Source organism: Burkholderia anthinoferrum (assembly GCF_002925705.1).
Classification (GTDB): Bacteria; Pseudomonadota; Gammaproteobacteria; order Burkholderiales; family Burkholderiaceae; genus Burkholderia; species Burkholderia semiarida.
The window spans coordinates 182,112-206,888 of record NZ_LFZP01000032.1 but is presented as its reverse complement, the minus strand read 5'-3'; the positions used below and the strand labels follow the sequence as shown (position 1 = coordinate 206,888).

The window sequence follows — 24,777 nt, the reverse complement described above, 5'->3', positions numbered from 1 at the left end:
AATGATTTGCGTTTACGTTAAATTGCGCTATCTCGGAATTTGACGGAGCAGATCGATGGCGATGGCGGAAGTGCTCGACCGACCGGCGGCGGCAGCGGCGAACCCGTTCCTCGGCAGTTATCCGGACCTGCCGCCGCGCGCCGCGCCGCGTGCGCGCCGGGCGGCCGAGCCCCGTGCGCAGGGCGCGCTGCTCGACGTGCTGATCTCGCATCGCGCGATGCTCGTCAACGTCGCGCGCGGCTTCGTCGGCTGCGCGAGCCGCGCGGAGGACGTCGTGCACGACGTGTTCGTGAAGCTCGTCGAATTCCCGAACCAGGACGCGGTGCGTCAGCCGGTCGCGTACGTGACGCGGATGGTGCGCAATGCGTCGATCGACGCGTGCCGTCGGCAAAGCCTCGAAAACATCTATCACACGGAAGAGGACGACGGCTTCGACGTGCCGTCGCCCGAGCCGACGCCGGAAGCCGCGCTGATGACGCGCGACACGCTGCGGCGCGTGTGGGCCGCGCTCGACGACCTGCCGGCGCGCAGCCGGGCCGCATTCGAGATGGTGCGGCTGCGCGAGGAGACGCTGCAGACCGCGGCGCGCGCGCTGAACGTGTCGCAGACGCTCGTGCATTTCATGGTGCGCGACGCGGAGCGCCACTGCGCGGAATGCCTTGACGCGTGCCATCGCGGCGTCGCCTGCCCGGTGTTCCTGGGCGGCCGCGCGCGGCGGCGGTAAAAAAACGCGCCGGCCAACCGTCTATCAGACAGGAGCGGCCCAATTCGCCGCTCCGCCTCCTTCAACCGCCCAGCGATTTCCGATCATGACGCAAGCCCCGACGCCTTCCGCCGACACCGACGATCTCGTCTATACGGTCGTCATCAACGACGAAGAACAGTATTCGATCTGGCCGACGTTCCGGCCCGTGCCGGCCGGCTGGCGCGAAGTGGGCGTGAGCGGCCCGAAGGCTGACTGTCTCGCGCACATCGAGACCGTCTGGACCGACATGCGCCCCGCGAGCCTGCGCCGCGCGATGGACGGCGAGCGCGCGACGCGCGCGTCGTGACCCGTTGCGCCGCATGCGCGGCGCGCCACCTGAAGAGGACGTTGCATGACCCTGCTTTCGTTGCCGACGCTCGACGACCTGCGTATCGAGCCGGGACTGCCCACCGTCGTGTCGCCGCGCGGCAACGACGGGATGTCGATCGACGAGGTCGCGCCGCTCGCGCGCGAGATCGCGGCCGACACGCTCGAGAGGGCGGGCGGCGTGCTGTTCACGGGCTTTCGCGTGCCGTCGATCGACGCATTCCAGCAATTCGCGGCCTCGTTCGGCGATCCGCTGATCGGCTATGAATACGCGTCGACGCCGCGCAGCCAGGTCGAGGGCGCGGTCTACACGTCGACCGAATACCCGCCGCACCGCGCGATTCCGCTGCACAACGAGCAGTCGTACACGCGCGAATGGCCGCTGCGCATCTGGTTCCACTGCGCGCTCGCCGCGCCGAAGGGCGGGGCGACGCCGATCGCGGACAGCCGCGCCGTGTATCGCGCGCTCGATCCCGCGCTCGTCGCGCGCTTCGAGAAGCGCGAGCTGCTGTACGTGCGCAATTTCGGGCAGGGCCTCGACCTGCCGTGGCAGCAGTCGTTCGGCACCGACGAGCCGGCCGAGGTCGAGCGGATGTGCGCGGCGCGCGGGATCGAATGCGCATGGCGCACCGACGACGACGGCGAATTGCTGCTGCGCACACGCGAACGCTGTCAGGCCGTCGCGCGTCATCCGCGCACGGGCGATCGCGTATGGTTCAACCAGGCGAACCTGTTTCACCTGTCGGCGCTCGACGACGACATGCAGGAAGCGCTCGTCGACGCGGTCGGGCTGGAGAACGTGCCGCGCAACGTGTATTACGGCGACGGCGAACCGCTCGAGGCCGACGTGCTCGCGCAGATCCGCGGCGTGCTCGACCAGCAGCGCATCGTGTTCCCGTGGCGCACCGGCGACGTGCTGATGCTCGACAACATGCTGACCGCGCATGCGCGCGACCCGTTCGAGGGGCCGCGCAAGGTCGTCGTCGCGATGGCGCAGAGTTATACGGTCCCGCGCGACCGAACGGAGGATTGATGACGCGTAGTACCGCCGCGCTTGCCGCGCGCGGGCTGTCGGTGGGATATCGCGACCATGTCGTGATCGACGGGCTGGACCTGTCGATCGCGGCCGGCCGCGTAACCGCGCTGTGCGGACCGAACGGCTGCGGCAAGAGCACGCTGCTGCGCACGCTGGCGGGCCTGCAGCCCGCGCGTGCCGGCCATGTCGAAGTGAACGGCCGGCCGCTCGCGTCGTTTCGCCGCCGCGCGCTCGCGCGCGAGCTGACGATGCTCGCGCAGTTCAACCAGATTCCGTCGGGCCTCACGGTGCGCGAGCTCGTCGCGTACGGGCGCTATGCGTACGGCGGCTTCCTGCGCGGCCTGTCGCGGGCCGATCATGCGGCGATCGACGAGGCGCTCGACACGAGCGGCCTCGCGGGCGACGCGGAGCGCGACGTCGGCGCGCTGTCGGGCGGCGAACGCCAGCGCGCGTGGATCGCGATGGCGCTCGCGCAGCAGGCGCCGATCGTGCTGCTCGACGAACCGACGACCTACCTCGACATCCATCACCAGCTCGACATCCTCGATGCGCTGCGTGCGCTGAACCGCGCGCGCGGGCTGACGATCGTGTGGGTGCTGCACGACCTGAACCAGGCGGCCGCGTACAGCGACGAGATCGTGCTGATGCGCGCGGGTCGCCTCGTCGCGCAGGGCACACCCGACGCGATGCTCGATCCGGCGCGGCTGCGTGCGGCGTTCGGCGTCGAGATGCTGAAGCTCGCGCATCCGCAGACGGGCGCGCCGATGTGCGTGCCGGCCTACGGGCCGTCGACCGACGGCGCGCCGCAGGCGGCCGGCGTTTTCGACCGGGATCTCGCGGTATGACGACGTTCGCGATGCGCAAGCGCCTCGCGGCGACGGGCAAGCGGGCGACCGCAGGGCGGGCCGGCGCGATTGCGCTCGGCCTCGTCGTGCTGATCGCGCTGCTCGCCGCGCTACGGATCGCCCCCGATCTGCGCGTGTGGTGGGACGCGGCGCCCGGCAGCGATGCCGCCGCGCTCGCGCACGTGTTCCTGTTCGACCTGAATCTGCCGCGCGTCGCGGCCGCGCTCGTCGCGGGCGGCTGCCTCGGCATCGCCGGCGCGTTGTTTCAATCGCTCACGCGCAATCCGCTCGCGTCGCCCGACCTGCTCGGCGTGACGGGCGGCGCCCAGCTCGGCCTGCTCGCGGCGATGCTGGTGCCGGCGTTGGCCGGTGTCGCGTCGGTGCCGCTGCTGTTCGTCTGCGGGCTCGCTGCCGCCGCGTGCGCAATCGTCGCGGCGGGCGGCTGGCGCGCGACGCCGTTGCGGCTCGTGCTCGCGGGCAGCGTGTGCATGCTGCTGTTTGCCGCGCTGTCGACGCTCGTGCTTGCGTTCTTCGAGCAGAACATCGCGGGCGCCGCGCTGTGGACCAACGGCAGCCTGTACCAGCCGGGCGCGACGGGCCTCGCGCTCGCCGCGCGCTGGCTCGTCGTGCCGCTCGCCGCGCTGCCGTTCGTGATCCGGCCGCTGAATCCGCTCACGCTCGGCGACGACGCGGCGGCCGCGGCCGGCGTGCGCGTCGATGCGACGCGGCTCGCCGCGACGATCGTCGCGGTCGCGTTCACGAGCGTGGCCGTCAGCATCGCGGGCCCGCTGTCGTACGTCGGCCTCGTCGCGCCGAATCTGCTGCGCCAGGTCCGCGGCGCGCGTGCGGCGCGGCTCGGCGTGCTGGTGCCGCTGTCGGCGCTCGCCGGCGGCGCGCTCGTGCTCGTCACCGACAGCGCGGTGCTCGCGTCGGGCCTCGACGCAACGCTGTCGACCGGCGTCGCGATCGCGCTGGTCGGCACGCCGCTGATGCTCGCGATGATCCGGCGCGGCGCCGCGTGGTCGGGCGTGCTGCACGCGGATGCCGAACGCGCGGCGGGCGGCGGCGCGACGCGGCTCGTCGGCTGGCTCGAACGGCTCGGCTGGCCGCTGCGCACCGCGCTGTTCGTCGTGGCGGGCGTACTGGCGGTCTTCGTCGGCGTGTCGGCCGGCCCCGAGTGGCTGTCGCCCGCGCGCTGGTCGGCCGCGCTGTCCGGTCACGATGCGCTCGCGCGCATGCTGATCGACCTGCGCATGCCGCGCCTGCTGTGCGCGCTGCTCGCCGGCGCGTTGCTGGCCGTCAGCGGCGTCGCGATGCAGAGCGTCGTACGCAATCCGCTCGCGGGCCCCGAAGTGCTCGGCGTCACGCAGGGCGCGGGGCTCGTCACGCTGTTCGCGCTGTCGACGTGGCCGCTGATGGGCCATGTGACGCTTGCCGCCGCCGCGCTGGTCGGCGGCGGGCTGTCGCTCGCGATTACGCTCGCGCTGAATCACCGGCATCGCTACGCGCCGCTCGCGGTTGCGCTGACCGGCATCGTGATCGGCGCATTGTGGACCACGCTCGCGCAATGGCTGATCACGCAGGAAAGCGTGCAGCCCGCGCGCTTCGTCGTGTGGCTCGTCGGCGGCACGTATGGCCGCAGTTGGGGCGAGGTGTCGATGCTGCTGCCGTGGTGCGTGCTCGCGGTGCCGGTGTTCGCGTGGCTCGCGAAGCCGCTCGACATGCTCGCGCTCGGCGACGATCAGGCGGCCGCGCTCGGCCTGCCGGTGGCCGCGCTGCGGCCGCTCGCGCTGACGATCGCGACGCTCGCCGCGTGCGCGGCCGTCGCGGCGGTCGGGCCGGTCGGCTTCATCGGGCTGATGGCGCCGCACGTCGCGACGATGCTCGGCGCGCGCCGGCATCGCACACGGCTGTGGCTCGCGGCGGCGTGCGGTGCGCTGATCCTCGGCGTCGCGGATCTCGCGGCGCGCACGGTCGTCGCGCCGCGCGAAGTGCCGGCCGGCGTGCTGACCGCGCTGATCGGCGCGCCGTACCTGCTCGGGCTGCTGATTCTCGAGGGGCGCCGCGCCCGGCGCGCGGGGCGATGACGCCCGCGCTCGACGGTGCGCGCGCCACGCGCTTTTCGGTGTTCGCGCCGCAACCGTTCGCCGAACATCTCGACGTCGTCTGGCTCGGCATGCCCGACGATGCACACGTGCATGCGCCGGGCCGTATCGTCGTGCCCGTCGCCGAATTGCCCGCGCATCGCGACGCCGTGCTCGCCGCGATGGTCGACCATTACGGCGGTGATCCCGCGCAGCATGCGCGCGCGCTGATGTCGCAATGGAGCAAATACTATTTCGGCCGCGCGGCGCCGGCCGGCGTCGTCGCCGCGCTGACGCTCGGCCGGCCGCTCGACATGACGCCCGAGCGCACGTTCGTCGCGCTCGACGACGGGATGCCGGCCGCGCTGTATTTCGCGAACGATGCGCTCGGCGCGCCGTGCGACGAACCGGAGCCGCGCTATGCGGGGCTCATCGCGCATCTCGGCGCGGTGATCGAGCGGCTCGCGGCGATGGGCCGCGTCACGCCGCGCGTGCTGTGGAGCAACGCGGGCAATCTGCTCGATTATCTGCTCGATACGTATCGTTCGCTGCCGTGCGCGGTGGATCCCGTCCGCGATGCGGACTGGCTGTTCGGTTCGACCTGCGTGCGCGGCGAACCGAATCCGCTGCGCCAGCCCGTGCGCGATGCGGTGCCGCGCTCGCCGCTGCTGCCGACGCCGTTTCGCGCGCGCCGCGTGTGCTGCCTGCGCTACGAAATTCCTGGAGAAACGCAACTGTGTGGAAGCTGCCCCCTGCTACTGACGATGGACGACGCGGCGCTGGCCGAGCAGGACGCGTGCCGGTGACGCACGCCGGCCGCCGTCACGCGCTCGGCACGCTCGCGGCGGCACTCGGCGCCGCATGCTGCGGCGCGTTTTCCGCATCGGCCGCTGCGGCTTCCGTCGCCGGCGATGCACGTGGTACACAGGGCGCCGTGTCGCTGGCCGGCAATCCCGTCGTGTCGCAGGCCAGCACGAAGATGCCCGTGCGGCCGCAGCGCGTGGTCGCGCTCGACTTCATGTTCGCGGAAAGCGTGATCGCGCTCGACCTCGTGCCGGTCGGGATGGCCGATACCGCGTTCTACCCGGGCTGGCTCGGCTATCGCAGCGAGCAGCTCGCGCACGTGACCGACATCGGCTCGCGGCAGGAGCCGGGGCTCGAGGCGATCGCGGCGGTCAAGCCGGACCTGATCATCGGCGTCGGTTTCCGGCATGCGCCGATCTTCGATGCGCTCGACCGGATCGCACCGACGATCCTGTTCCAGTTCAGCCCGAACGTGTCCGAAGGCGGCGTGCCCGTCACGCAGCTCGACTGGATGCGCCAGATCTTCCGGACGATCGGTGCGGTCACGGGCCGCGACGCGCGCGCGCAGGCGGTCGAAGCGCAACTCGATGCCGGCATCGCGCGCAATGCGGCGCGGCTCGCGGCCGCGGGCCGCCACGGCGAGCGCGTCGCGCTGCTGCAGGATCTCGGCCTGCCCGACCGTTACTGGGCCTATACGGGCAACAGCACGTCGGCGGGCCTCGCGCGCGCGCTCGGGCTCGATCCGTGGCCGAAGAAGCCGACGCGGGAAGGCACGCTGTACGTGACGTCGGCCGATCTGCTGCGGCAGCGCGACCTGGCCGTGCTGTTCGTGACCGCGTCGGGGGTGGACGTGCCACTGTCGGCGAAACTCGATTCGCCGGTGTGGCGTTTCGTGCCCGCGCTGAAGGCGCACCGGATCGCGCTGATCGAGCGCAACATCTGGGGGTTCGGCGGCCCGATGTCGGCGCTGAAGCTGGCCGACGTGATGACCGATACGATGCTGAAGCTGCCGGCCGTGCGTTGAGCGCGCGGCGCGCGTCGAGCCGCGGACGATGCTGCGTTTGACGGGCAGGGCGTTGCGACCGACCTCACGACGCGCGGTTGCCACCTTTCCTTTTCACCGCGCGTCAGCAACGTTCCCCGCTGAAACGACAATCGCCGACACACTGCCAATGAATGCAGCGTGCCGGCGATTTTTCTCGTCGACGGTCGTGTCGGGTTACGCGCTCAGCGCATCGACGCCATCCTGCGCACGCAGGCGCGCCGGCTGCGTATCGCTGACGATGCGCCCGTTGTCGAGCTTCAGCAGACGGTCGGCGAGATCGAAGTAGCGGTCGTCGTGCGTGATCACGATCACGGCCTTGCCGCGCGCACGCAGCTCGGGCAGCAGTTGTTCGTAGAACACGGCCTTGAACGACGGGTCCTGGTCGGCCGCCCATTCGTCGAACAGGTAGAACGGGCGATCCTCCAGATACGCGACGACGAGCGCGAGCCGCTTGCGCTGCCCGGTCGACAGCGCGCGCGTCGAGAACGCGCCGTCGACGACCTTCACCTTGTGGTCGAGCGCGAGTTTCGCGACGAGCGCGTTGGCCCGCGCATCGGCCTGCGCGCGCGACGGGTCGTCGGGGTCGACGATGCCGAGCAGCGCATCGAACAGGTGAAAATCGTTGAACACCGCGCTGAAGCGCTGCCGGTAGGCCGCGCGCTCGCGCCAGCCGATCGTGCGGCCGTCGACCTCGATCGTGCCTTGCTCGGGCTCGTAGAGCCCCGTCAGCACCTTCGCGAGCGTCGTCTTGCCGCTGCCGTTGCCGCCGACGATGAACACGAGCTCGCCCGGCTCGATCGTCAGGTCGATCGGCCCGATGCTGAACATCCGTTCGTCGCGTTCGTGGAAATACGCATGCGTGACGCCGCGCAGCGTGACGGCGCCGGCCGGCGGTACGTCGGGCGCATCGGCCGCGGGCGGCACCGTGCGCAGCGCGCCGAATTCGGCCATCACGCCTTCGATCCGCGTGAGCGACACGCGCGCCGCGTTGACGGTCGGCAAGTTGTTCAGCAGGCCGTCGAGCGGCACGAGCATGAACAGGAACACGACGACGTAGCCGGCGGCGGCGGCCGGGTCGGCATGCACGCCGAGCTGCGGCCAGAACGACGCGACGCCGAGAAACACGTAGAACAGGAAGATGATCCAGCCGACCCCGACCGCATACGCGCTGAACGCGCGGCGGCGGTGGTCGCGCACCTCGCCGATGGCGGCGCCGAGCTGGCCGTCGACGAACTGGCGGGCGCGTGCATCGTGCAGCTTCAGCTCCTTCGCGCCGGAAAACAGCGAGCCGAGATAGCCGAACAGCCGGTCCTGCGCCTGGCCGGCGGCTTCGAGCGCCGCGATCGCGCGGCGGTCGCCGGTGTGATAGCCGAGCGAGCCGGCGATGATCGCGGCCAGCGCCAGCAGGCACACGGGCCAGGACAGCCACGCCAGATAGCCGAGGCAGCCGAACACGATCGAGCCGTGCATGACCAGGTTCGGCAGCGCGAAGAACAGCATCGACACGTTGGTCGCGTCGTCGGTCAGCACCGACTGCACGGGCGCCGCGCCGATGCGCTCGATGTCGCGCAGTTCGGCCGCGCCGACGCGCCGCGCCAGATGCACGCGCAGCCGCGCCATCGTGTCCTGGGACAGGCGGGCGAACAGCGTACCCGACACGATCCGCGTGACGAGCGCGATCACCGCGCACAGCGCGAAACGCCACGCCAGCGCCGCGTCGGCGGCGCCCGGTTGCGACAGCGCGCGGTTCAGCGTCGCGACGAGCAGCACGCTCGCGACGCCGTTCAGCACGCACGCGGTGAGCGCCAGCGTGAGCGACACGCGGCTTTCGCGCAGCAGCGCGAGGATCAGGCGCGCCGCGGGGCGGCCGGGGGAAGCGTCGAGGGACGGCGGGGAAGAAGGCTCGTGGGCGGCTGTCATCGGCAACGTCGGTAAAGGGAGGGCAGGCAATAACGCGAAAACGGCAAATCTGACGCGAAAGCGGCGGGCGGGGCGAGCCCCGTTGCGGCTTTCCTCCCTGATAGACGAACGGGCCGCGCAAATATTTAGTCCCATCGTCAAAAAAAGCGGTCGCACGCACTTTGCGCGCAAAACGGTAAAAAATCGGCTGCGTCGTTCGTCACACCAGTGAAGCCGCCCCTCGCGGCCCCGAGACTTGGCCGAAGCGGCCGGACCGAAGGACTTCACGCACATGACGAGTTTCCCGACTGCGCTGCATCACCGAATCCGCGAACTGGCGCGCCTCGCGCCCGACGCACCCGCCATCGCGGTGCCTTTCCAGAACGACCTGCGCCTGTCGCGCGGTGCGCTCGACGCACGTGCATCGCAACTCGCCCGGCAACTGCGCGCGGCCGGCGTCGGCGCCGAAGTGCGGGTCGGCGTGTGCGTCGAGCGTTCCGGCGAACTGTTCGTCGCGCTGCTGGCCGTGCTGAAGGCCGGCGGCGTGTTCGTGCCGCTCGATCCGCGCCATCCGGCCGCGCGCCTCGACTGGATCGTGCAGGATGCGCAACTGCGGCACGGCATCGTCGACGCCGCCGGCCGCGCGGCGCTCGGCACGCCGTTCGAACACGCGTTCGACGTGACGGCCGAAGCGTCGGGCGTCGCGCAGGTTCACGCGTTCGACGACGATGCCGTGGCCGTGCATCCGCGTTCGGCCGCGTACATGATCTATACGTCGGGCTCGACCGGCACGCCGAAGGCGGTGGTCGTCGAGCACGGGCCGCTTGCCGCGCACTGCGACGCGCTCGCGGCCGCGCTGCCGATCGAGGCGGGCGACCGTCTGCTGCATTTCGCGTCGGTCAACTTCGACGCCGCGCACGAATGCTGGCTCGCGCCGCTCGCGGTCGGCGCCGGCATCGTCGTGGCGCCGCCGCAACCGTTCGCGCCGGACGCCGCGCATGCGCTGATGGTGCGCGAAGCGGTCAACGTCGCCGCATTTCCGCCTGCGTACCTGCGCGAGTTCGCAGCCGTCGCCGCGCGCGACGGCGTGCCGCCGGCCTTGCGCGTGCTCGCGTTCGGCGGGGAAGCGCTGCCGCAGCAGGCATTCGAATTCGTGCGCCGCACGTTCCCGGCCGTGCGCCTGATCAACGGTTACGGGCCGACCGAAGCCGTGATTTCGCCGATGCTGTGGCCGGTGGAGCCGGGCGAGACGCCGGTGCTGGCCGCCGACGACGCGTATGCGTCGCTGCCGATCGGCCGCGCGATCGGCCCGCGCGTCGCGCGCATCGACGGCGCCGACGGCGACGGGGTGGGCGAACTGCTGCTCGGCGGCGTGTGCGTCGCTCGCGGTTATCACGGTCGCCCGGCGCTCACGGCCGAACGTTTCATTCCCGATGCGGACGGTGAGCCCGGCGCGCGCGTCTATCGCACCGGTGACCTCGCACGGCTGCGCGACGACGGCGCGTTCGACTATCTCGGCCGCCTCGACGATCAGGTCCAGGTGCGCGGCGTGCGCGTGGAGCCGGCGGAAATCGCCGCATGCCTGCGCTCGCACCCGGCCGTGGCCGACGCGGCCGTGCTGGCCGAAACCGCCAGCGGGCCGACGCGGCTGATCGCGTGCGTCGCGCTGCGCGCGGCGGCCGACGATGCCGCATTGAAGGCGCACGTGGCCGCGCAATTGCCGGCCGCGTGGCAGCCGCACCGGTTCGTGCGTTGCGATGCGCTGCCGTACACGCTGAACGGCAAGCTCGACCGTGCCGCGCTGCGCGAGCGGATTGCCGCCCAGCGGGTTGCCACCGCGCGCGACACGACGCAAGCCGCGGGCGATGCGCCGCGCACGCCGACCGAACAGCAGATCGCGGGCCTCTGGCAGACGCTGCTGGGCCTCGACGTCACGCCATCGCGCGCCGATCGCTTCTTCGCGCTCGGCGCCGATTCGCTCGCCGCGATGCAGTTGCAGGCCGCGATCCGTGCCGCCATCCGCGTGAACCTTCGGCTCGACACGCTGTTCGCCGATCCGGCGCTTGCCGAACTGGCCGAAACAGTCGATCGCGCGGAGCGCGAGACCGGCGAACCGCTGGCCACGATTGCCGCGCGCCGCACGCCGGCCGATGCGGCCGTATCGGGCGCGCCATACGTCGATCGCGCGGCATCGCTTGCCCAGCAACGCTTCTGGGTGCTCGCGCAGACGCGCGACGCGAGCGCCGCGTATCACATCGCCGCGCACTGGACGATCGACGGGGCGCTCGACCGCGACGCGCTGCAGCGCGCGCTCGATCACGTGATCGGCCGTCACGAAGCATGGCGCACGACGCTGGTCGACAACGACGACGGCGTCGTGATGCAGCGGATTCATGCGCATCTGCCGGTGTCGATCGCCGCCGTCGATCTGCGCGACCGGCCGCCGGCCGCCCGCGACGCGCAAGCCGCGCGTCTCGCCGAGCGCGACGCGGCCGCGCCGTTCGACCTCGCGCGCGGCCCGCTGCTGCGCGCGACGCTCGTCGTGCTCGCCGACGACCGTCACCGGCTGCTGCTGACCGCGCATCACGCGATCACCGACGGCTGGAGCTCGCGCTGCGCGTTCGACGAACTGTCGGCTGCGTATCGCGCCTATGCCGAAGGCCGCGAACCGTCGCTGCCTGCGTTGCCGATCCAGTACGCCGACTACGCGGACTGGCAGCGCGACATGCTGGCCGGCGGCGAGGGCGAGCGTCAGCTCGACTACTGGCGCGGCGCGTTGCGCGACGTGCCGGGCCCGCTCGCGCTGCCGGTCGATCGCCAGCCGGGCGCCGTGCGTACGTTGCACGGCGCGCGCGTGTCGGTGCGCCTGCCCGATGCGGTCGCGGCCGACGTGCGGCAACTCGCACGCGACGCGCACGCAACCGTCTTCACGGTGCTGCTGGCCGCGCTCGACGCATGGCTGTCGCGCGTGACCGGCGAAACGGACGTCGTCGTCGCGGTGCCGGTCGCGCATCGCCAGCGCCCCGAAACGCGTGCGTTGCTGGGCCTTTTCCTGAATACGGTCGCGCTGCGCGTGCGCGTGGCGCCGACGCTGCCGTTCCGCGCGCTCGTCGATGCGGCGCGTACCGCGGCGCTCGATGCGGTCGCGCATCAGGACGTTCCGTTCGAGCGCGTCGTCGATGCGGTGAAGCCGCCCGTCAAGCGCGGCGACGAATGGCTGCGCGTGAAGTTCGCGCAGCAGTTCGACGCGCGGCACGACAGCGTGCTGCCGGGCGCGATCGCGGTCGCGACGCCGGGGCCGGATCTCGCCGCGCGCTTCGACTTCGCGCTGGATTTCACCGACGACGCGAACGGGATCGAGCTGGTCGCGGCGTATGCGACCGACTGCATCGATGCGGATACCGCGCGCGCGTGGCTCGACAGCTATGCGGCGCTCGTCGCGTCCGCCGCGCATGAACCGCACGCCACGACGGCCGCGCTGCCGTGCGATGCGTCGGCTGCGTCGCGTCAGCCGCGCGACGGCCGTGCGCTGCGCGTCGAACATGCCGACATCGTCGCCGCGTTCGCACGGCAGGCGGCCGCGTATCCGCATCGCGTCGCGCTTTCCGACGCATCGGCATCGCTGACGTTCGCCGAACTCGACGACGCGTCGAACCGCATCGCACGCGCGCTGGCGCAACGCGGCGTGACCGCCGAAGCGGCGGTCGTCGTCTGCATCGAGCGTTCGGCGCGTTTCGTCGTCGGCCTGCTCGGTGCGCTGAAAGCCGGCGCGCTGGCCGTGCTGCTCGACCCCGCGCAGCCGGCCGCCCGCCTCGCCGCGGCCGCGGCCGACTGCGGCGCGCGCTGGGCGCTCGTCGCGCAGCCGGCCGCGTGGCCGGCCGGCATCGACGCGCAGCCGCTCGACGTCGACGCGCTCGCGCAGGACGCGACGCTCGCCCATGCGGCCGGCGTGCGCGTCGCGCCGCACCCGGAGCAGGGTGCGTACCTGATCTATACGTCGGGCTCGACCGGCACGCCGAAGGGCGTCGTCGTCTCGCACGGCGCGCTGGCCGATTACGTGCAGGGGATGCTCGACGAACTCGCGTTCGCGCCCGACGCATCGTTCGCGATGGTCTCGACGGTCGCGGCCGATCTCGGCCACACGACGCTGTTCGGCGCATTGTGCGCGGGCCGCACGCTGCACCTGCTGCCGGCCGCGTGCGCATTCGATCCGGACCTGTTCGCCAACGAAATGCGCCGCCGTGAAGTGGGCGTGCTGAAGATCGTGCCGAGCCATCTGCAAGCGCTGCTCGACGCGCGCGTGCCGGCCGACGTGCTGCCGCGCCACGCGCTCGTGACGGGCGGCGAAACGCTCACGTGGGCGCTCGTCGCGCGGCTGGCCGCGCTCGCGCCGGCCTGCCGCGTGATCAACCATTACGGGCCGACCGAAGCGACGGTCGGCGCGATCGTGTGCGATACGGCGTCGATCGCCGCCGACGCGCGCGATCCCGCGAGCGGTGTGCCGCTCGGGCTGCCGCTGCCGAATGCGCGCGCGCTGGTGCTCGACGCGTTCGGCGCGTGCGTGCCGGCCGGTGCGACGGGCGAACTGTACCTCGGTGGGCCGGGCGTCGCGCGCGGCTACCTCGGGCGCCCCGCGCAAACCGCCGAGCGCTTCGTGCCCGATCCGTTCACGCCCGGCGCGCGGCTGTATCGCACGGGCGACCGCGTGCGGTTGCGCGCGGACGGCCGCCTTGCGTTCCTGGGCCGCATCGACGATCAGGTGAAGATTCGCGGCTACCGCGTCGAGCCGAGCGAGGTGAGCGCGGCCGTGCGCGCGGCCGGCCCGATCGCGCAGGCCGAAACGCTCGCGATCGAGCACGATGGCCGCCTGCGGCTCGCGACGTTCGTCGTGATGCGCGACGGCGCGGCGTTCGACGAAGCCGCGGTGCGCGCAGCACTCGCCGCGACGCTGCCCGACTACATGGTGCCCGCGCAGTTCGTCGCGCTCGCACGCCTGCCGGTGACGGCGAACGGCAAGATCGATCGCGCGGCATTGCGCGAACGGGCGGCGGTGCCGGTCGCGGCCGCGCCGGGCGATGCGCCGCAGGGTGCGGTCGAGACGGTGCTTGCCGACGTCTGGCAGGCCGTGCTGAAAGCGCCGAAGGTCGGCCGCGACGACAATTTCTTCGAGCTCGGCGGCGATTCGATCCTCGTGTTGCAGGTGATCGCCCGGGCGCGCAAGCGCGGCGTGCGCTTCACGCCGAAGCAACTGTTCGACGGGCCGACCGTCGCCGAACTCGCACGCGTCGCGAAAACGGACGACGCGGCCGGCGCCGCTCAACCTGTGGGCGCGGCGGCAGCGACCACGGCTGTCACGCCGGCTGCCACGCCGATCCTGACGCCCGCGCAACAACGCTTCTTCGCGCTCGATATTCCGCACCGCGGCCACTGGAACCAGTCGGTGTCGTTCGACGTGCGCGGTGCGTTCGACGCAGACGCATTCGCACGCGCCTTCGACGCGTTGCTCACCCATCACGACGCATTCCGCCAGCGCTTCGCACGCGGCGCCGACGGCACGTGGCACGCGAGCGACGCGGCGAAGCCGTACGACGCGCTGCCGTTCGTCGAAGTCGCCGCACGCGACGACGCCGACGCGCTGGCCCGCTTCGACGCGCTGCAACGCCGTCTCGATCTCGGCCGCGGGCCGCTCGCATGCGCGTGCGCGGCACGGCTGCCGGACGGTTCGACGCGACTCTATCTGGCGATTCACCACGCGATCGTCGACGGCGTGTCGTGGCGCATCCTGCTTGACGACCTCGACACCGCCTACCGCGCGGCATGCGAACGCACGCCGGTTCGCCTGTCGCAGCCGGGCCTGCGTGCGGACGCCTGGGCGGCACGGCTCGCCCGCGCGGCAACGGAACCGGCGTCGCTGTTCTCGGGCGAAACCATCTATTGGGCTGGCATGGCGCAGGGCGACGACATCGTGCCCGATCACCCCGACGCAGTAGCGACGAACGCCGATGCGGCCGTCGTCGTGCAGACGATCGACCCGGCATTGACCCGCGCCGCGCTGACCGACGCGCACGCGGCCTATCGCACGCAGACGATCGAACTGCTCGGTGCGGCGCTCGCATTGGCGCTGGCCGGCGCGCGCGGCGCCGCGTCGTGCCGGATCGAACTCGAAGGGCACGGCCGCGAAGCGCTGTTCGACGACGCGGACGCCAGCCGCACGATCGGCTGGCTGACGAGCCATTACCCGGTGACGCTGCCGGTCGCAGCAACGGCCCGCGACACGCTGTGCGCGGTCAAGGATACGTTGCGCGCGGTGCCACACAAGGGGCTCGGCTTCGGCGTGCTCGCGCACTACGGCGATGCGGCCACGCGCACGGCGCTGGCCGCCGTGCCGCGCCCGCGCGTCACGTTCAACTATCTCGGCCAGTTCGACGCGCCGCGCGATGCGACGCTCGTCCCGCGTTTCGGCGGCACCGGCGTCGAGCGCGATCCGAACGGGCCGCTCGGCAATACGCTCGCGATCCATGCGTACCTCGACACGGACGGCGACGGCGCGCGCACGCTGAAGGTGCACTGGGTCTACGGTGCGCCGCAATTCGAACGCGCGACGATCGACGCGTTCGCCGCACGCTTCGCAACCGCGCTGCGCGAACTCGTCGAGGCATGCGCTTCACGCATCGCGCATCGCGGCGCCGGCGCGACGCCGGGCGATTTCCCGCTCGCGCAGGCCGCCGGCCTCACGCAGGCCGCGATCGAACGCGCACCGCTCGACTGGCGCGCGATCGACGACGTGTATCCGCTGTCGCCGATGCAGCAGGGCATCCTGTTCCATGCGCTGTTCGCGCCCGGCCACGCGAGCTACGTGAACCAGCTCGTCGCGACCGCGACCGCGCTGGACGCCGACCGGCTCGCGGCCGCGTTCGACGCGTCCGTCGCGCGTCACGACATCCTGCGCACGAGCGTGATGCCGGACGAAGCCGCGCCGCTGCAATGCGTGCATCGTCACGCGCGCATGCCGGTCGAGCAGCTCGACTGGCGTACGCGCGGCGACACGCTCGACGCCGATTTCGATGCATGGCTCGCGGCCGACCGCACGCGCGGCTTCGACTGGCGCGAGCCGCCGCTGATGCGGCTCACGCTGATCCGCGTGACGGACGACGCGTGGCGCGTCGTCTGGACGCGCCACCACGTGCTGCTCGACGGCTGGAGCACCGCGCGGCTGCTCGCCGACGTGCTGCGCGACTATCGCGACCCGGATGCCGTGTCGCCGTTCGCGAGCCGCCCGGCGCTGCGCTATCGCGACTTCATCGCATGGCTCGGCACGCGCGAGCGCGACGCCGACGAACGCTTCTGGACCGAACGCCTCGCGCGCCTCGACGCACCGACGCTGATCGCGGAACGCACGGCCGATCGCGCGGAGGCCGAGATGGCCACGTGGCGCGCGACGCTCGACGCCGACACGACGGCGCGCGTCGCGCAGACGGCCCGCGCGCTGAAGCTGACCGTCAACACGCTGGTGCAGGGCGCGTGGGCGCTCGCGCTGCAGCGGATGACGCACCAGCCGGCCGTCGCGTTCGGCGCGACCGTCGCCGGCCGTCCCGATGCGCTCGCGGACGTCGATTCGGTGCTCGGTCTCTTCATCAACACGCTGCCGGTCATCACCGCGCCGGCGCCGCAGCAACGCGCGGCCGACTGGCTGCAAACGCTGCAACGCGAGAACGCGGCGGCCGCCGAACACGCGCACACGCCGCTTGCCGACATCCAGCGCTGGGCGCGCGGGTCGGGCGGCGCGCTGTTCGACACGCTGGTCGTGTTCGAGAACTATCCGGTGGACGACACGGCGCGTGTTGCCGATCCGCGCGCGCTGGCGCTGAGCGACGTACGCAGCATCGAAGCGACCGATTTCGCACTGACGCTCGTGATCGAAAGCGGCGCCGAACTGACGATCGACTACGGCTACGACACCGCCCGCATCGACGCACGTCAGGTCGAGACCTGGCATCGCGCGTTCGCCTGCGCGCTCGACGCGCTGGCCCGTACGCCCGACGCGCTGCTCGGCACGCTGTCGATCGCCGACGATGCGACCCGCGACGCGCTGGCCCGCGCGCACGACACCGCACATGTCTGGCCGATCGAACGACGCCAGCCGCTACACCTGCAATTCGCCGACGCGGCACGGGCGACGCCCGACGCGATCGCGCTCGAATACGCGGACGCTCAAGGCCGCGTGCAGCGCGCGACCTATCGCGAACTCGACGCCGCCACGTCGCGCATCGCCGCCGCGCTGCGCCGGCGCGGCGTGCGGCCGGACACGCCGGTCGCGCTGTGCGTCGAGCGCTCGTTCGACATGGTGATGGCGCTCGTCGGCGTGCTGAAGGCCGGCGCCGCGTACCTGCCGGTCGATCCCGACTATCCGGCCGAGCGCATTGCGTACCTGCTGCGCGACGCGCGGCCGGCCGTCGCGATCACGCAGGCGCATCTGCGCGAGCAGGTCGAGGCCGCGCTGGGCGAGGGCGCCGATACGCGACTGCTGACGGTCGCCGACCTGCTGGCCGACGAGGCCGGCGATATCGGTGGCGAAACCGCCGCGGTCGACGACGCGCAGCTCGCGTACCTGATCTACACGTCCGGCTCGACCGGCAAGCCGAAGGGCGCCGGCAACACGCATGGCGCGCTCGCGAACCGGATCGCGTGGATGCAGCACGCATACCGGCTGACGCGCGACGACGTCGTGCTGCACAAGACGCCGTTCGGCTTCGACGTGTCGGTGTGGGAATTCGTGTGGCCGCTCGCGATCGGCGCGACGCTCGCGATCGCCGCGCCGGGCGACCACCGCGATCCGGCGCGTCTGGCCGCGGCGATCCACGCGCACGGCGTGACGGTGCTGCATTTCGTGCCGTCGATGCTCGCCGCGTTCGCCGCGCATCTCGACGATTTCTCGGCCGCCGCGCAATGCGACAGCGTGCGTCTGATCGTCGCGAGCGGGGAGGCGCTGGCGCCCGAACTCGTCGCGAAGATGGCGCGCCTGTTGCCGAACGCGACGCTCGTGAACCTGTACGGGCCGACCGAGGCCGCGATCGACGTGTCGCACTGGACCTGCGGCCCCGACGACGCGCAAGCGGTCGCGGTGCCGATCGGCCATCCGATCGCGAACCTGCAACTGCACGTGCTCGATGCCGCGTGGCAGCCGGTGCCGGCCGGCGCGACCGGCGAACTGTATCTCGCGGGCGCGGGCCTCGCGCGCGGCTATCTCGGCCGGCCGGCGCTGACCGCCGAGCGCTTCGTGCCCGATCCGTTCGTGCCGGGCGCGCGCATGTACCGCACCGGCGACCTCGCGCGCCGGCGCGCGGACGGCGCGCTCGACTACCTCGGCCGGGTCGACACGCAGGTGAAGCTGCGCGGCCAGCGGATCGAGCCGGGCGAGATCGAGGCGCTGCTGCGCGCGGCGCCGGGCGTGAACGATGCGGTCGTGATCGTGCGCGACGAGCAACTGATCGGCTATGTCGCGCGCGGCGACGCGGGCGCGCTCGACCGTGCGGCGCTGCTCGACGCGCTGCGCGCGCAACTGCCGGCGTACATGGTGCCGTCGCAGTTGATCGAGCTCGACGCATTGCCCGTCACGCCGAACGGCAAGTGCGACCGCCATGCGCTGCCGGCGCCGGTGCGCGAAGCGGCCGAAGCCGTCGAACTCGCGACCGATACCGAGCGCGCGCTCGCGGCGATTTGGCAGCGCGTGTTGCGCGTGGACGCGATCGGCCGCGACGGCGATTTCTTCCTGCTCGGCGGCCACTCGCTGCTCGCGACGCAGGCTCACGCGCAGGCGAACCTGCACTGGGGGCTCGCGCTGCCGCTGCGCACGCTGTTCGACACGCGCACGCTCGCGCGCTGCGCGCAAGCGATCGACGCGGCCTGCGCGGCGCGCGGCGAGACCGATGCGGCGAGCGCGATCGACGCGCTGCTCGGCGAACTGGAAACCCAATAAGGACGACGGATGACGAAGGTTCAACCCGACTGGCTCGCGCTCGCGACGCGTTTCGCGCAACTGCCCGACGCGCAGCGCGCGGTCTTCATCGACAAGCTCGGCGCGGCCGGCATCGATTTCCGCGTGCTGCCGATTCCGCCGCGCACGCCGCGCAGCGACCGCGTGCCGGCGTCGTTCGCGCAGACGCGGCTATGGCTGCATGCGCGGCTGATCGATGCGCCGGACGCGTACCACATCACCGAGCGCCTGGCGCTCACGGGCCCGCTCGACGGGCATGCGCTGCGTCTCGCGTGCGATGCGCTGATCGCGCGCCATGAGGCGCTGCGCACGACTTTCGACGAAGCGCAGGACGGCGTCGCGCAAACGATCCACGCGCCGCTGCGCTGCCCGTGGCGCGAAACCGATCTCGAAGCGCTGCCGGACGCGCAGCGCGTGCCGCGCGCCGAAGCCGTCGCGGCGGCCGACGAAGCCGAACCGTTCGACCTCGGTACCGCGCCGCTCGTGCGTGCGCACCTGGTGCGCTTCGACGCGACGCATCACTGGCTCGCGCTCACCGTGCATCACATCGTGTCGGACGGCTGGTCGTCGGGCGTGATGCTGGAAGAGCTCGCGGCGTTCTATCGCGCGTATGCGTCGGGCGAGCCGGTGCCGCTCGCGCCGCTGCCGATCCAGTACGCCGACTACGCGCTGTGGCAGCGCCGCTGGCTCGATGCCGGCGAGCGCGACCGCCAGCTCGCGTTCTGGCGCGAGCGGCTCGATCCGCAGCGCGGCGTGCTGACGCTGCCGGGCGCGGCCGCACGGCCGGCCCGCCGCAGTGCGCGCGGCGCGCGTCACGTGTTTTCGCTCGACGCGCGCATCGGTGCGCAGTTGCGCGCGTTCGCGGCCGCGTCGGGCGCGACGCCGTTCGCGGTGCTGCTCGCCGCGCTCGACGCGCTGCTGGCGCGTGCGACCGGCGACGCGCGGATCTGCGTCGGCGTGCCGGCCGCGAACCGCGAGCGCGCGGAAGTCGCCGGCCTGATCGGCTTCTTCGTCAATACGCTGGCAATCGACGTCGACGTGCCCGCGCACGGCGATTTCTCGTCGCTGGTCGCGCGTACGCAGCGCGCGCTCGTCGACGCGCAGATGCACCAGGACGTGCCGTTCGAGCAGGTGGTCGACGCGCTTGGCGTGCCGCGCAGCGCGAGTCACCATCCGCTGTTCCAGGTGATGGCCGCGTATGGCGAACGCCGCGCGCTGCCGCCGCTCGGCGCGGCGTCGGCCGCGTTGCTGCCGTCGGGCACGCCGTCCGCGAAATTCGACCTGACGCTATCCGTCGAAGCGACGCCGGACGGCACGTTCGACGCGGCCTTCATCTACGCGCTCGACCTGTTCGACGCGGACGCGATCGCACGGCTGGCCGCGCGCTTCGTCACGCTGCTGACCGATGCGCTCGCGCGCCCCGACATGCCGATCGGCGATCTCGACTGGCTGCCCGCCGACGAACGCGCGCAGCTTTTCGCATGGAACGCGCCGGCCGGCGCGACCGATGCCGAGCCTTTCGTGCCGGTGCACGTGCGCATCACCGCGCATGCGCACGCGCGGCCCGACGCACGCGGTGTCGCCGATATCGATCGCGCATTGACGCGCGGCGAAGTCGATGCGCGTGCCGCGCGCCTGGCGCGCCATCTGGTGGCGGCCGGCGTGCGGCCCGAGATGCGCGTGGGCGTCGCGCTGCAGCGCTCAGTCGATCTGCTCGTCGCGCTGATCGCGGTGCTGAAGTCGGGCGCCGCGTTCGTGCCGCTCGACCCGGCGCACCCGCGCGAGCGGCTCGCGCAGATCGTCGGCGATGCGAACATCGCGCACGTGCTGACCGACGCCGCGAGCGCCGCGTCGCTGCCCGAATTGCCGGAATTGCGCATCTGGCGCGCGGACGAAATCGATGCGCTCGACGAAGCCGCGCACGTCGCGCTGCCGGACGTGCTGCCCGGCCACGCGGCGTATGCAATCTACACGTCGGGCTCGACCGGCAAGCCGAAGGGCGTGATCGTCGACCATGCGTCGTTCGCGCGGCACTGCGCGGCGATCGCCGAGCGCTACGGCGCGGGCGAGCACGACGTGTTCCTGCTGTTCCAGTCGGTCAATTTCGACGGCGCGCACGAAGGCTGGTTTTCGCAATACATGTCGGGCGCCGCCGTGTCGGTGACGGCCGACGTGTTGTGGCCGCCCGCGCAGACCTGCGCGATGATGATCCGCGACGGCGTGACGATGACCTACGTGCCGCCGGGCTGCGCCGCCCAGCTTGCCGAATGGGCGCTCGCGCACGGCGCGCCGCCGACGCTGCGTTCGCTGACCGTCGGCGGCGAGGCGACGTCGCGCGAGGCGTTCGCGATGCTGCGCCGCGCGCTGCCGAACGTGCGCGTGGTCAACGGCTACGGCCCGACCGAAACGGTCATCACGCCGACGCTGTGGATGTTCCGTCCCGGCGACGATCTCGCGAAGCTCGGCGACGCCGCGTATCTGCCGATCGGCACGCTGGTCGGCGCGCGCACCGCGCACGTGCTCGACGCGCGACTGCATCCGCTGCCGGTCGGCGTGATCGGCGAACTGTATCTGGGCGGCGAGGGGATCGGCGTCGCACGCGGCTACCTCGACCGTCCGGCGCTGACGGCCGAGCGTTTCGTGCCCGATCCGTACGGCGCGCCGGGCGCGCGGCTGTACCGTACCGGCGACCTCGTGCGGCGCCGCGCGGACGGCGTGTTCGACTTCATCGGCCGCGTCGACCACCAGGTGAAGCTGCGCGGCCTGCGCATCGAACTCGGCGAAATCGAGGCGCAGCTCGCCGCGCACGACGCGGTGCGCGAAGCCTGTGCGGTCGTGCACGGGCAGGGCGCGCTCGCGCAGCTCGTCGCGTACGTCGAGCTGACCGCCGAGGCGCGGGCGGCCGCGCAGCCGGTCGAAGCCGCGGCGCTCGACGCGCATCTGCGCCGCACGCTGCCCGACTATATGGTGCCCGCGCAACTGATCGTGCTCGACGCGCTGCCGCGCAACGCGAACAGCAAGGTCGACCGTGCACGGCTGCCGGCGCCCGTGCGTGTCGAACGCGCGTACGAGGCGCCGCGCGACGGCGACGAAGCCGCGCTCGCGGCGATCTGGTGCGACGTGTTGAACCTGGAACGCGTCGGTCGCGGCGATCATTTCTTCGATCTCGGCGGCCATTCGCTCGCGGCCGTGCGCGTGGCGACGCGCGTGGCCGAACGGCTCGGCCGCGACGTGCCGGTGCGCGCGCTGTTCGAGGCGCCCGTGCTTGCCCAGTACGCGCTGCAGGTGGCCGACGCGCCGCGCGCCGCGCAGTCGGGCGCCACGGCGCCGGGTATCGCCGTGGCCAAACCGGACGCGCATGGCGTGTGGCCGCTGTCGCCCGCGCAGCTCGGCCTGTGGTTCCTGTGGCGCGCGCAGCCGGACAGCGCCGCATACAACATTCCGGTCGCGCTGCGCGTGCGCGGCCCGCTCGACGTCGATGCGCTGCGCGCGGCGTTCTCGGATGCGGCGGCCGTGCATCCGGCGCTGCGCGCGCGGCTCGTCGCCCGCGACGGCGCGCTGCCGGGTCAGCGGATCGACGCGGACGTGGCCGTCGCGCTGCCGGTGATCGACCTGTCGGCCCGAGCCGATGCGCTGGCCCGCGCGGCCGCGCTGACCGACGAGGATGCGCTCGCGCCGTTCGATCTCTTGGCCGACGCGCCGCTGTGGCGCGCTCGTGTGCTGCGGCTCGGTGCGAACGACCACGTGCTGTCGGTGACGATCCATCACATCGTGTCGGATGGCGAATCGATCGAGCTGTGGCTCGACGCGGTGCGTGCCCGCTATGTCGCCCGCGTGCAGGGCAGCGGCGCGCCGGCCGACCAAGCCGCCCGACCGGCCCTCCCGCTCGTGCTGCCCGCGCCGTGCCATCCGGCGCGCGTCGCGTACTGGCGCGACGCGCTCGCGGATCTGCCGTCGCGCGTGTTGCCGCAGCGCGCCGATGCGCCGGCCGTGCCGCAATGGCGCGCGGCCCGTATCGCGTTCGAATTCGACGCGCAACTGATTCGCGCGGCGCGCGACGCCGCATCGGCCTCGCACGCGACGCTGCCGATGCTGCTGCACGCGGCGCTCAACACCGCGCTGTTCCGTGCGACGGGCGCGGCCGACCAGCCGGTCGGCGTGCTCGCGTCGACGCGCGAGCTCACGGGCGACGCGGCCCGCGCCGCGCTCGGCCTGTTCATCAACTCGGTCGTCGTTCGTACGCGGATCGACCCGTCGGCGCGCCGCGCGGACGTGCTCGCGCAAGTGCGCGACACGGCGCTCGCCGCGTATGCGCATGCCGACGTGCCGTTCGCCGACGTCGTGGCCGCGCTGCGTGCGCCGCGCGCCGCGCAGGCCAATCCGCTGTTCCAGGTGATGTTCAACTATCTGCGCCCGACCGGCGCCGCCGCACGCGACTGGGCCGGCCTGTCGCTGGCCGGATTCAACGAGACGCGCCATCGCGTCGTGTTCACGCTGGAGCTGGACGTCGTCGAGCATCCGGACGGCCGCGTGAGCGCCGCGTTCTCATATGCGGACGAACTGCTCGCGCGCGATTTCGTCGACGCGCTCGTCGAGCTGTATCACGACGAGGTCGCGCGTTTCGCCGGCGCGTCGGAAGCGGCGCTCGGCGCACCCGAGGCGCGCGCAGCCGTGCACGGTGCGTTCGGCACCCACGCTCACGCGGCAGCGCCGGTCGATGCAACGCCGTCGCATGCCGCCGCCGCGCTCGCCGCGCTGTGGTCCGACACGTTCGCGACGGCCGCGCCCGAGCCCGATGCCGACCTGTTCGAAGCCGGCGCGACGTCGTTCGACGTCGTGCGCTTCGTCGACGCGGCCGGCCGCGCCGGTCACGCGCTGACGGTCGCCGACGTGTTCGCGGCGCCGACGCTCGCGGCGCTCGCCGCGCGGCTCGACGCGCGAGCGGAAACGGGACAGGAGGCGCGCCATGCTGGCTGAAGTGCGTCCGGACGGATTCACGATGCTCGATACCTACCGGCTCGCGTTCGCGGACGGCCTGTTCGCCGTGCGCGACGGCGCGGAGATCCGTGTCGCGCACGGCGACGGCATCGGCGCGCAGTTGCTGCGCGCGCAGCTCGGTGACGACGGCGCGCTGCGCCTCGTCGCGTACAACCATCGCGCGGCGCCGGCCGACCAGCGGCGGGCGCTGCTGGCCGCCCTGGCCGCGGTGTTTTCGGACAGCGCGCGCCACGCGGCGGTCCGGCTCGACCCGGCTGCCTGGCCGGCCGTCGCGCTCGATGCGTTGCGCGCGAGCGGCGTCCTCGCCGACGGCGGCCGCTGCCTGCGCGACGGCTGGGCGCAACAGGCCGACCTGTGGCGCGTCGGCCCGGCTCTGCCGTGCGCGACGCTGCCGACGATCACCGACGGCCGGCGTCATCCGCGCCGGCCGCCCGCACCGCGCGGCGACGTCTATGCGCGCGACCTGCCGGCGCTCGGCGTGCGCTTCACGCTGCGCGGCTGGCAGCCGGCCGAGGACGCCGAACGGCTCGCGCGCTGGTTCACGGAGCCGCGCGTGCGCGACGGCTGGCCGGGGGCCCAGCCTGACCAATGCGGTGCGCAAGGCCCGCAGGAAGCCGATCCGCACGTGACGCCGCTCGTCGGCTGTTTCGACGGCGAGCCGTTCGCGTATTTCGAGGCGTTCTGGCTGAAGGAGGACGCGCTCGCGCCGCACGTCGCGGCGCGCGACTACGACCGCGGGCTGCGGATGCTGGTCGGGGAGTCGCGCTGGCGCGGCGCGCACCGCGTGGCCGGCTGGCTGCCGTCCGTCGTGCATTACCTGTTTCTCGACGACCTGCGTACCGAAGCGGTCGGCTGTGCCGTTCCGGCCGGCCACACGCGGGTTGCCGACCATCTCGCGCGGCATGGCTTCGCGCGGCAGCGCCGTCTCGCGCTGGCCGACGCGCAGCCGCTGTGGATGCGCACGCTGCGCGAGACGTTCTTCTCCGGCCGTCACGTCTGA

The 24,777-nt window shown here is 72.4% G+C and carries 11 protein-coding genes; 10 read left to right on the top strand and 1 reads right to left on the bottom strand.

Annotated features, from left to right (window positions below; translation table 11 throughout):
* Positions 1 to 55 precede the first annotated feature (55 nt).
* The 7 genes from C5F75_RS10300 to C5F75_RS10270 all read left to right on the top strand — a co-directional run bounded on the left by C5F75_RS10300 (position 56) and on the right by C5F75_RS10270 (position 6,865).
* Positions 56 to 724, top strand: coding sequence for an RNA polymerase factor sigma-70 (locus C5F75_RS10300; protein ID WP_059584111.1), 669 nt, complete (start codon positions 56 to 58; stop codon positions 722 to 724).
* 85 nt (positions 725 to 809) lie between these two features.
* Positions 810 to 1,052 carry an MbtH family protein gene (locus C5F75_RS10295; RefSeq protein ID WP_006476052.1) on the top strand — a complete coding sequence of 81 codons (243 nt, stop codon included), beginning with the start codon at positions 810 to 812 and terminating at the stop codon, positions 1,050 to 1,052.
* A gap of 45 nt (positions 1,053 to 1,097) precedes the next feature.
* A complete protein-coding gene (locus tag C5F75_RS10290; RefSeq protein WP_059584109.1) occupies positions 1,098 to 2,105 on the top strand; it encodes a TauD/TfdA family dioxygenase in 1,008 nt (335 codons plus the stop codon).
* Positions 2,105 to 2,953 (top strand): ABC transporter ATP-binding protein, encoded by an 849-nt coding sequence (locus C5F75_RS10285; protein ID WP_059584107.1) that lies wholly within the window; start codon positions 2,105 to 2,107, stop codon positions 2,951 to 2,953. Before C5F75_RS10290 ends, C5F75_RS10285 begins: the two co-directional genes overlap by 1 nt.
* A complete protein-coding gene (gene fhuB, locus C5F75_RS10280) occupies positions 2,950 to 5,040 on the top strand; it encodes a Fe(3+)-hydroxamate ABC transporter permease FhuB (protein ID WP_104012158.1) in 2,091 nt (696 codons plus the stop codon). The genes C5F75_RS10285 and fhuB overlap by 4 nt, the downstream gene beginning before the upstream one ends.
* On the top strand, positions 5,037 to 5,843 hold the full coding sequence (gene fhuF / locus C5F75_RS10275) for a siderophore-iron reductase FhuF (protein ID WP_104012157.1): 807 nt from the start codon (positions 5,037 to 5,039) through the stop codon (positions 5,841 to 5,843). The genes fhuB and fhuF overlap by 4 nt, the downstream gene beginning before the upstream one ends.
* Positions 5,840 to 6,865 (top strand): ABC transporter substrate-binding protein, encoded by a 1,026-nt coding sequence (locus C5F75_RS10270; protein WP_104012251.1) that lies wholly within the window; start codon positions 5,840 to 5,842, stop codon positions 6,863 to 6,865. The genes fhuF and C5F75_RS10270 overlap by 4 nt, the downstream gene beginning before the upstream one ends.
* 195 nt (positions 6,866 to 7,060) lie before the next feature.
* Here the strand turns inward: C5F75_RS10270 and C5F75_RS10265 are convergent, their stop codons facing one another.
* Positions 7,061 to 8,806, bottom strand: a complete 1,746-nt coding sequence (locus tag C5F75_RS10265; RefSeq protein ID WP_104012156.1) for a cyclic peptide export ABC transporter — start codon at positions 8,804 to 8,806, stop codon at positions 7,061 to 7,063.
* A gap of 271 nt (positions 8,807 to 9,077) precedes the next feature.
* Between C5F75_RS10265 and C5F75_RS10260 the strand changes: the two genes are divergently transcribed.
* From C5F75_RS10260 to C5F75_RS10250, 3 genes are read left to right on the top strand one after another with little or no spacing between them, the layout of a single operon-like run.
* Positions 9,078 to 18,761 (top strand): non-ribosomal peptide synthetase, encoded by a 9,684-nt coding sequence (locus C5F75_RS10260; RefSeq protein ID WP_104012250.1) that lies wholly within the window; start codon positions 9,078 to 9,080, stop codon positions 18,759 to 18,761.
* A 9-nt stretch (positions 18,762 to 18,770) separates the two neighbouring features.
* A complete protein-coding gene (locus C5F75_RS10255) occupies positions 18,771 to 23,756 on the top strand; it encodes a non-ribosomal peptide synthetase (protein ID WP_104012155.1) in 4,986 nt (1,661 codons plus the stop codon).
* On the top strand, positions 23,746 to 24,777 hold the full coding sequence (locus tag C5F75_RS10250) for a GNAT family N-acetyltransferase (RefSeq protein ID WP_104012154.1): 1,032 nt from the start codon (positions 23,746 to 23,748) through the stop codon (positions 24,775 to 24,777). The genes C5F75_RS10255 and C5F75_RS10250 overlap by 11 nt, the downstream gene beginning before the upstream one ends.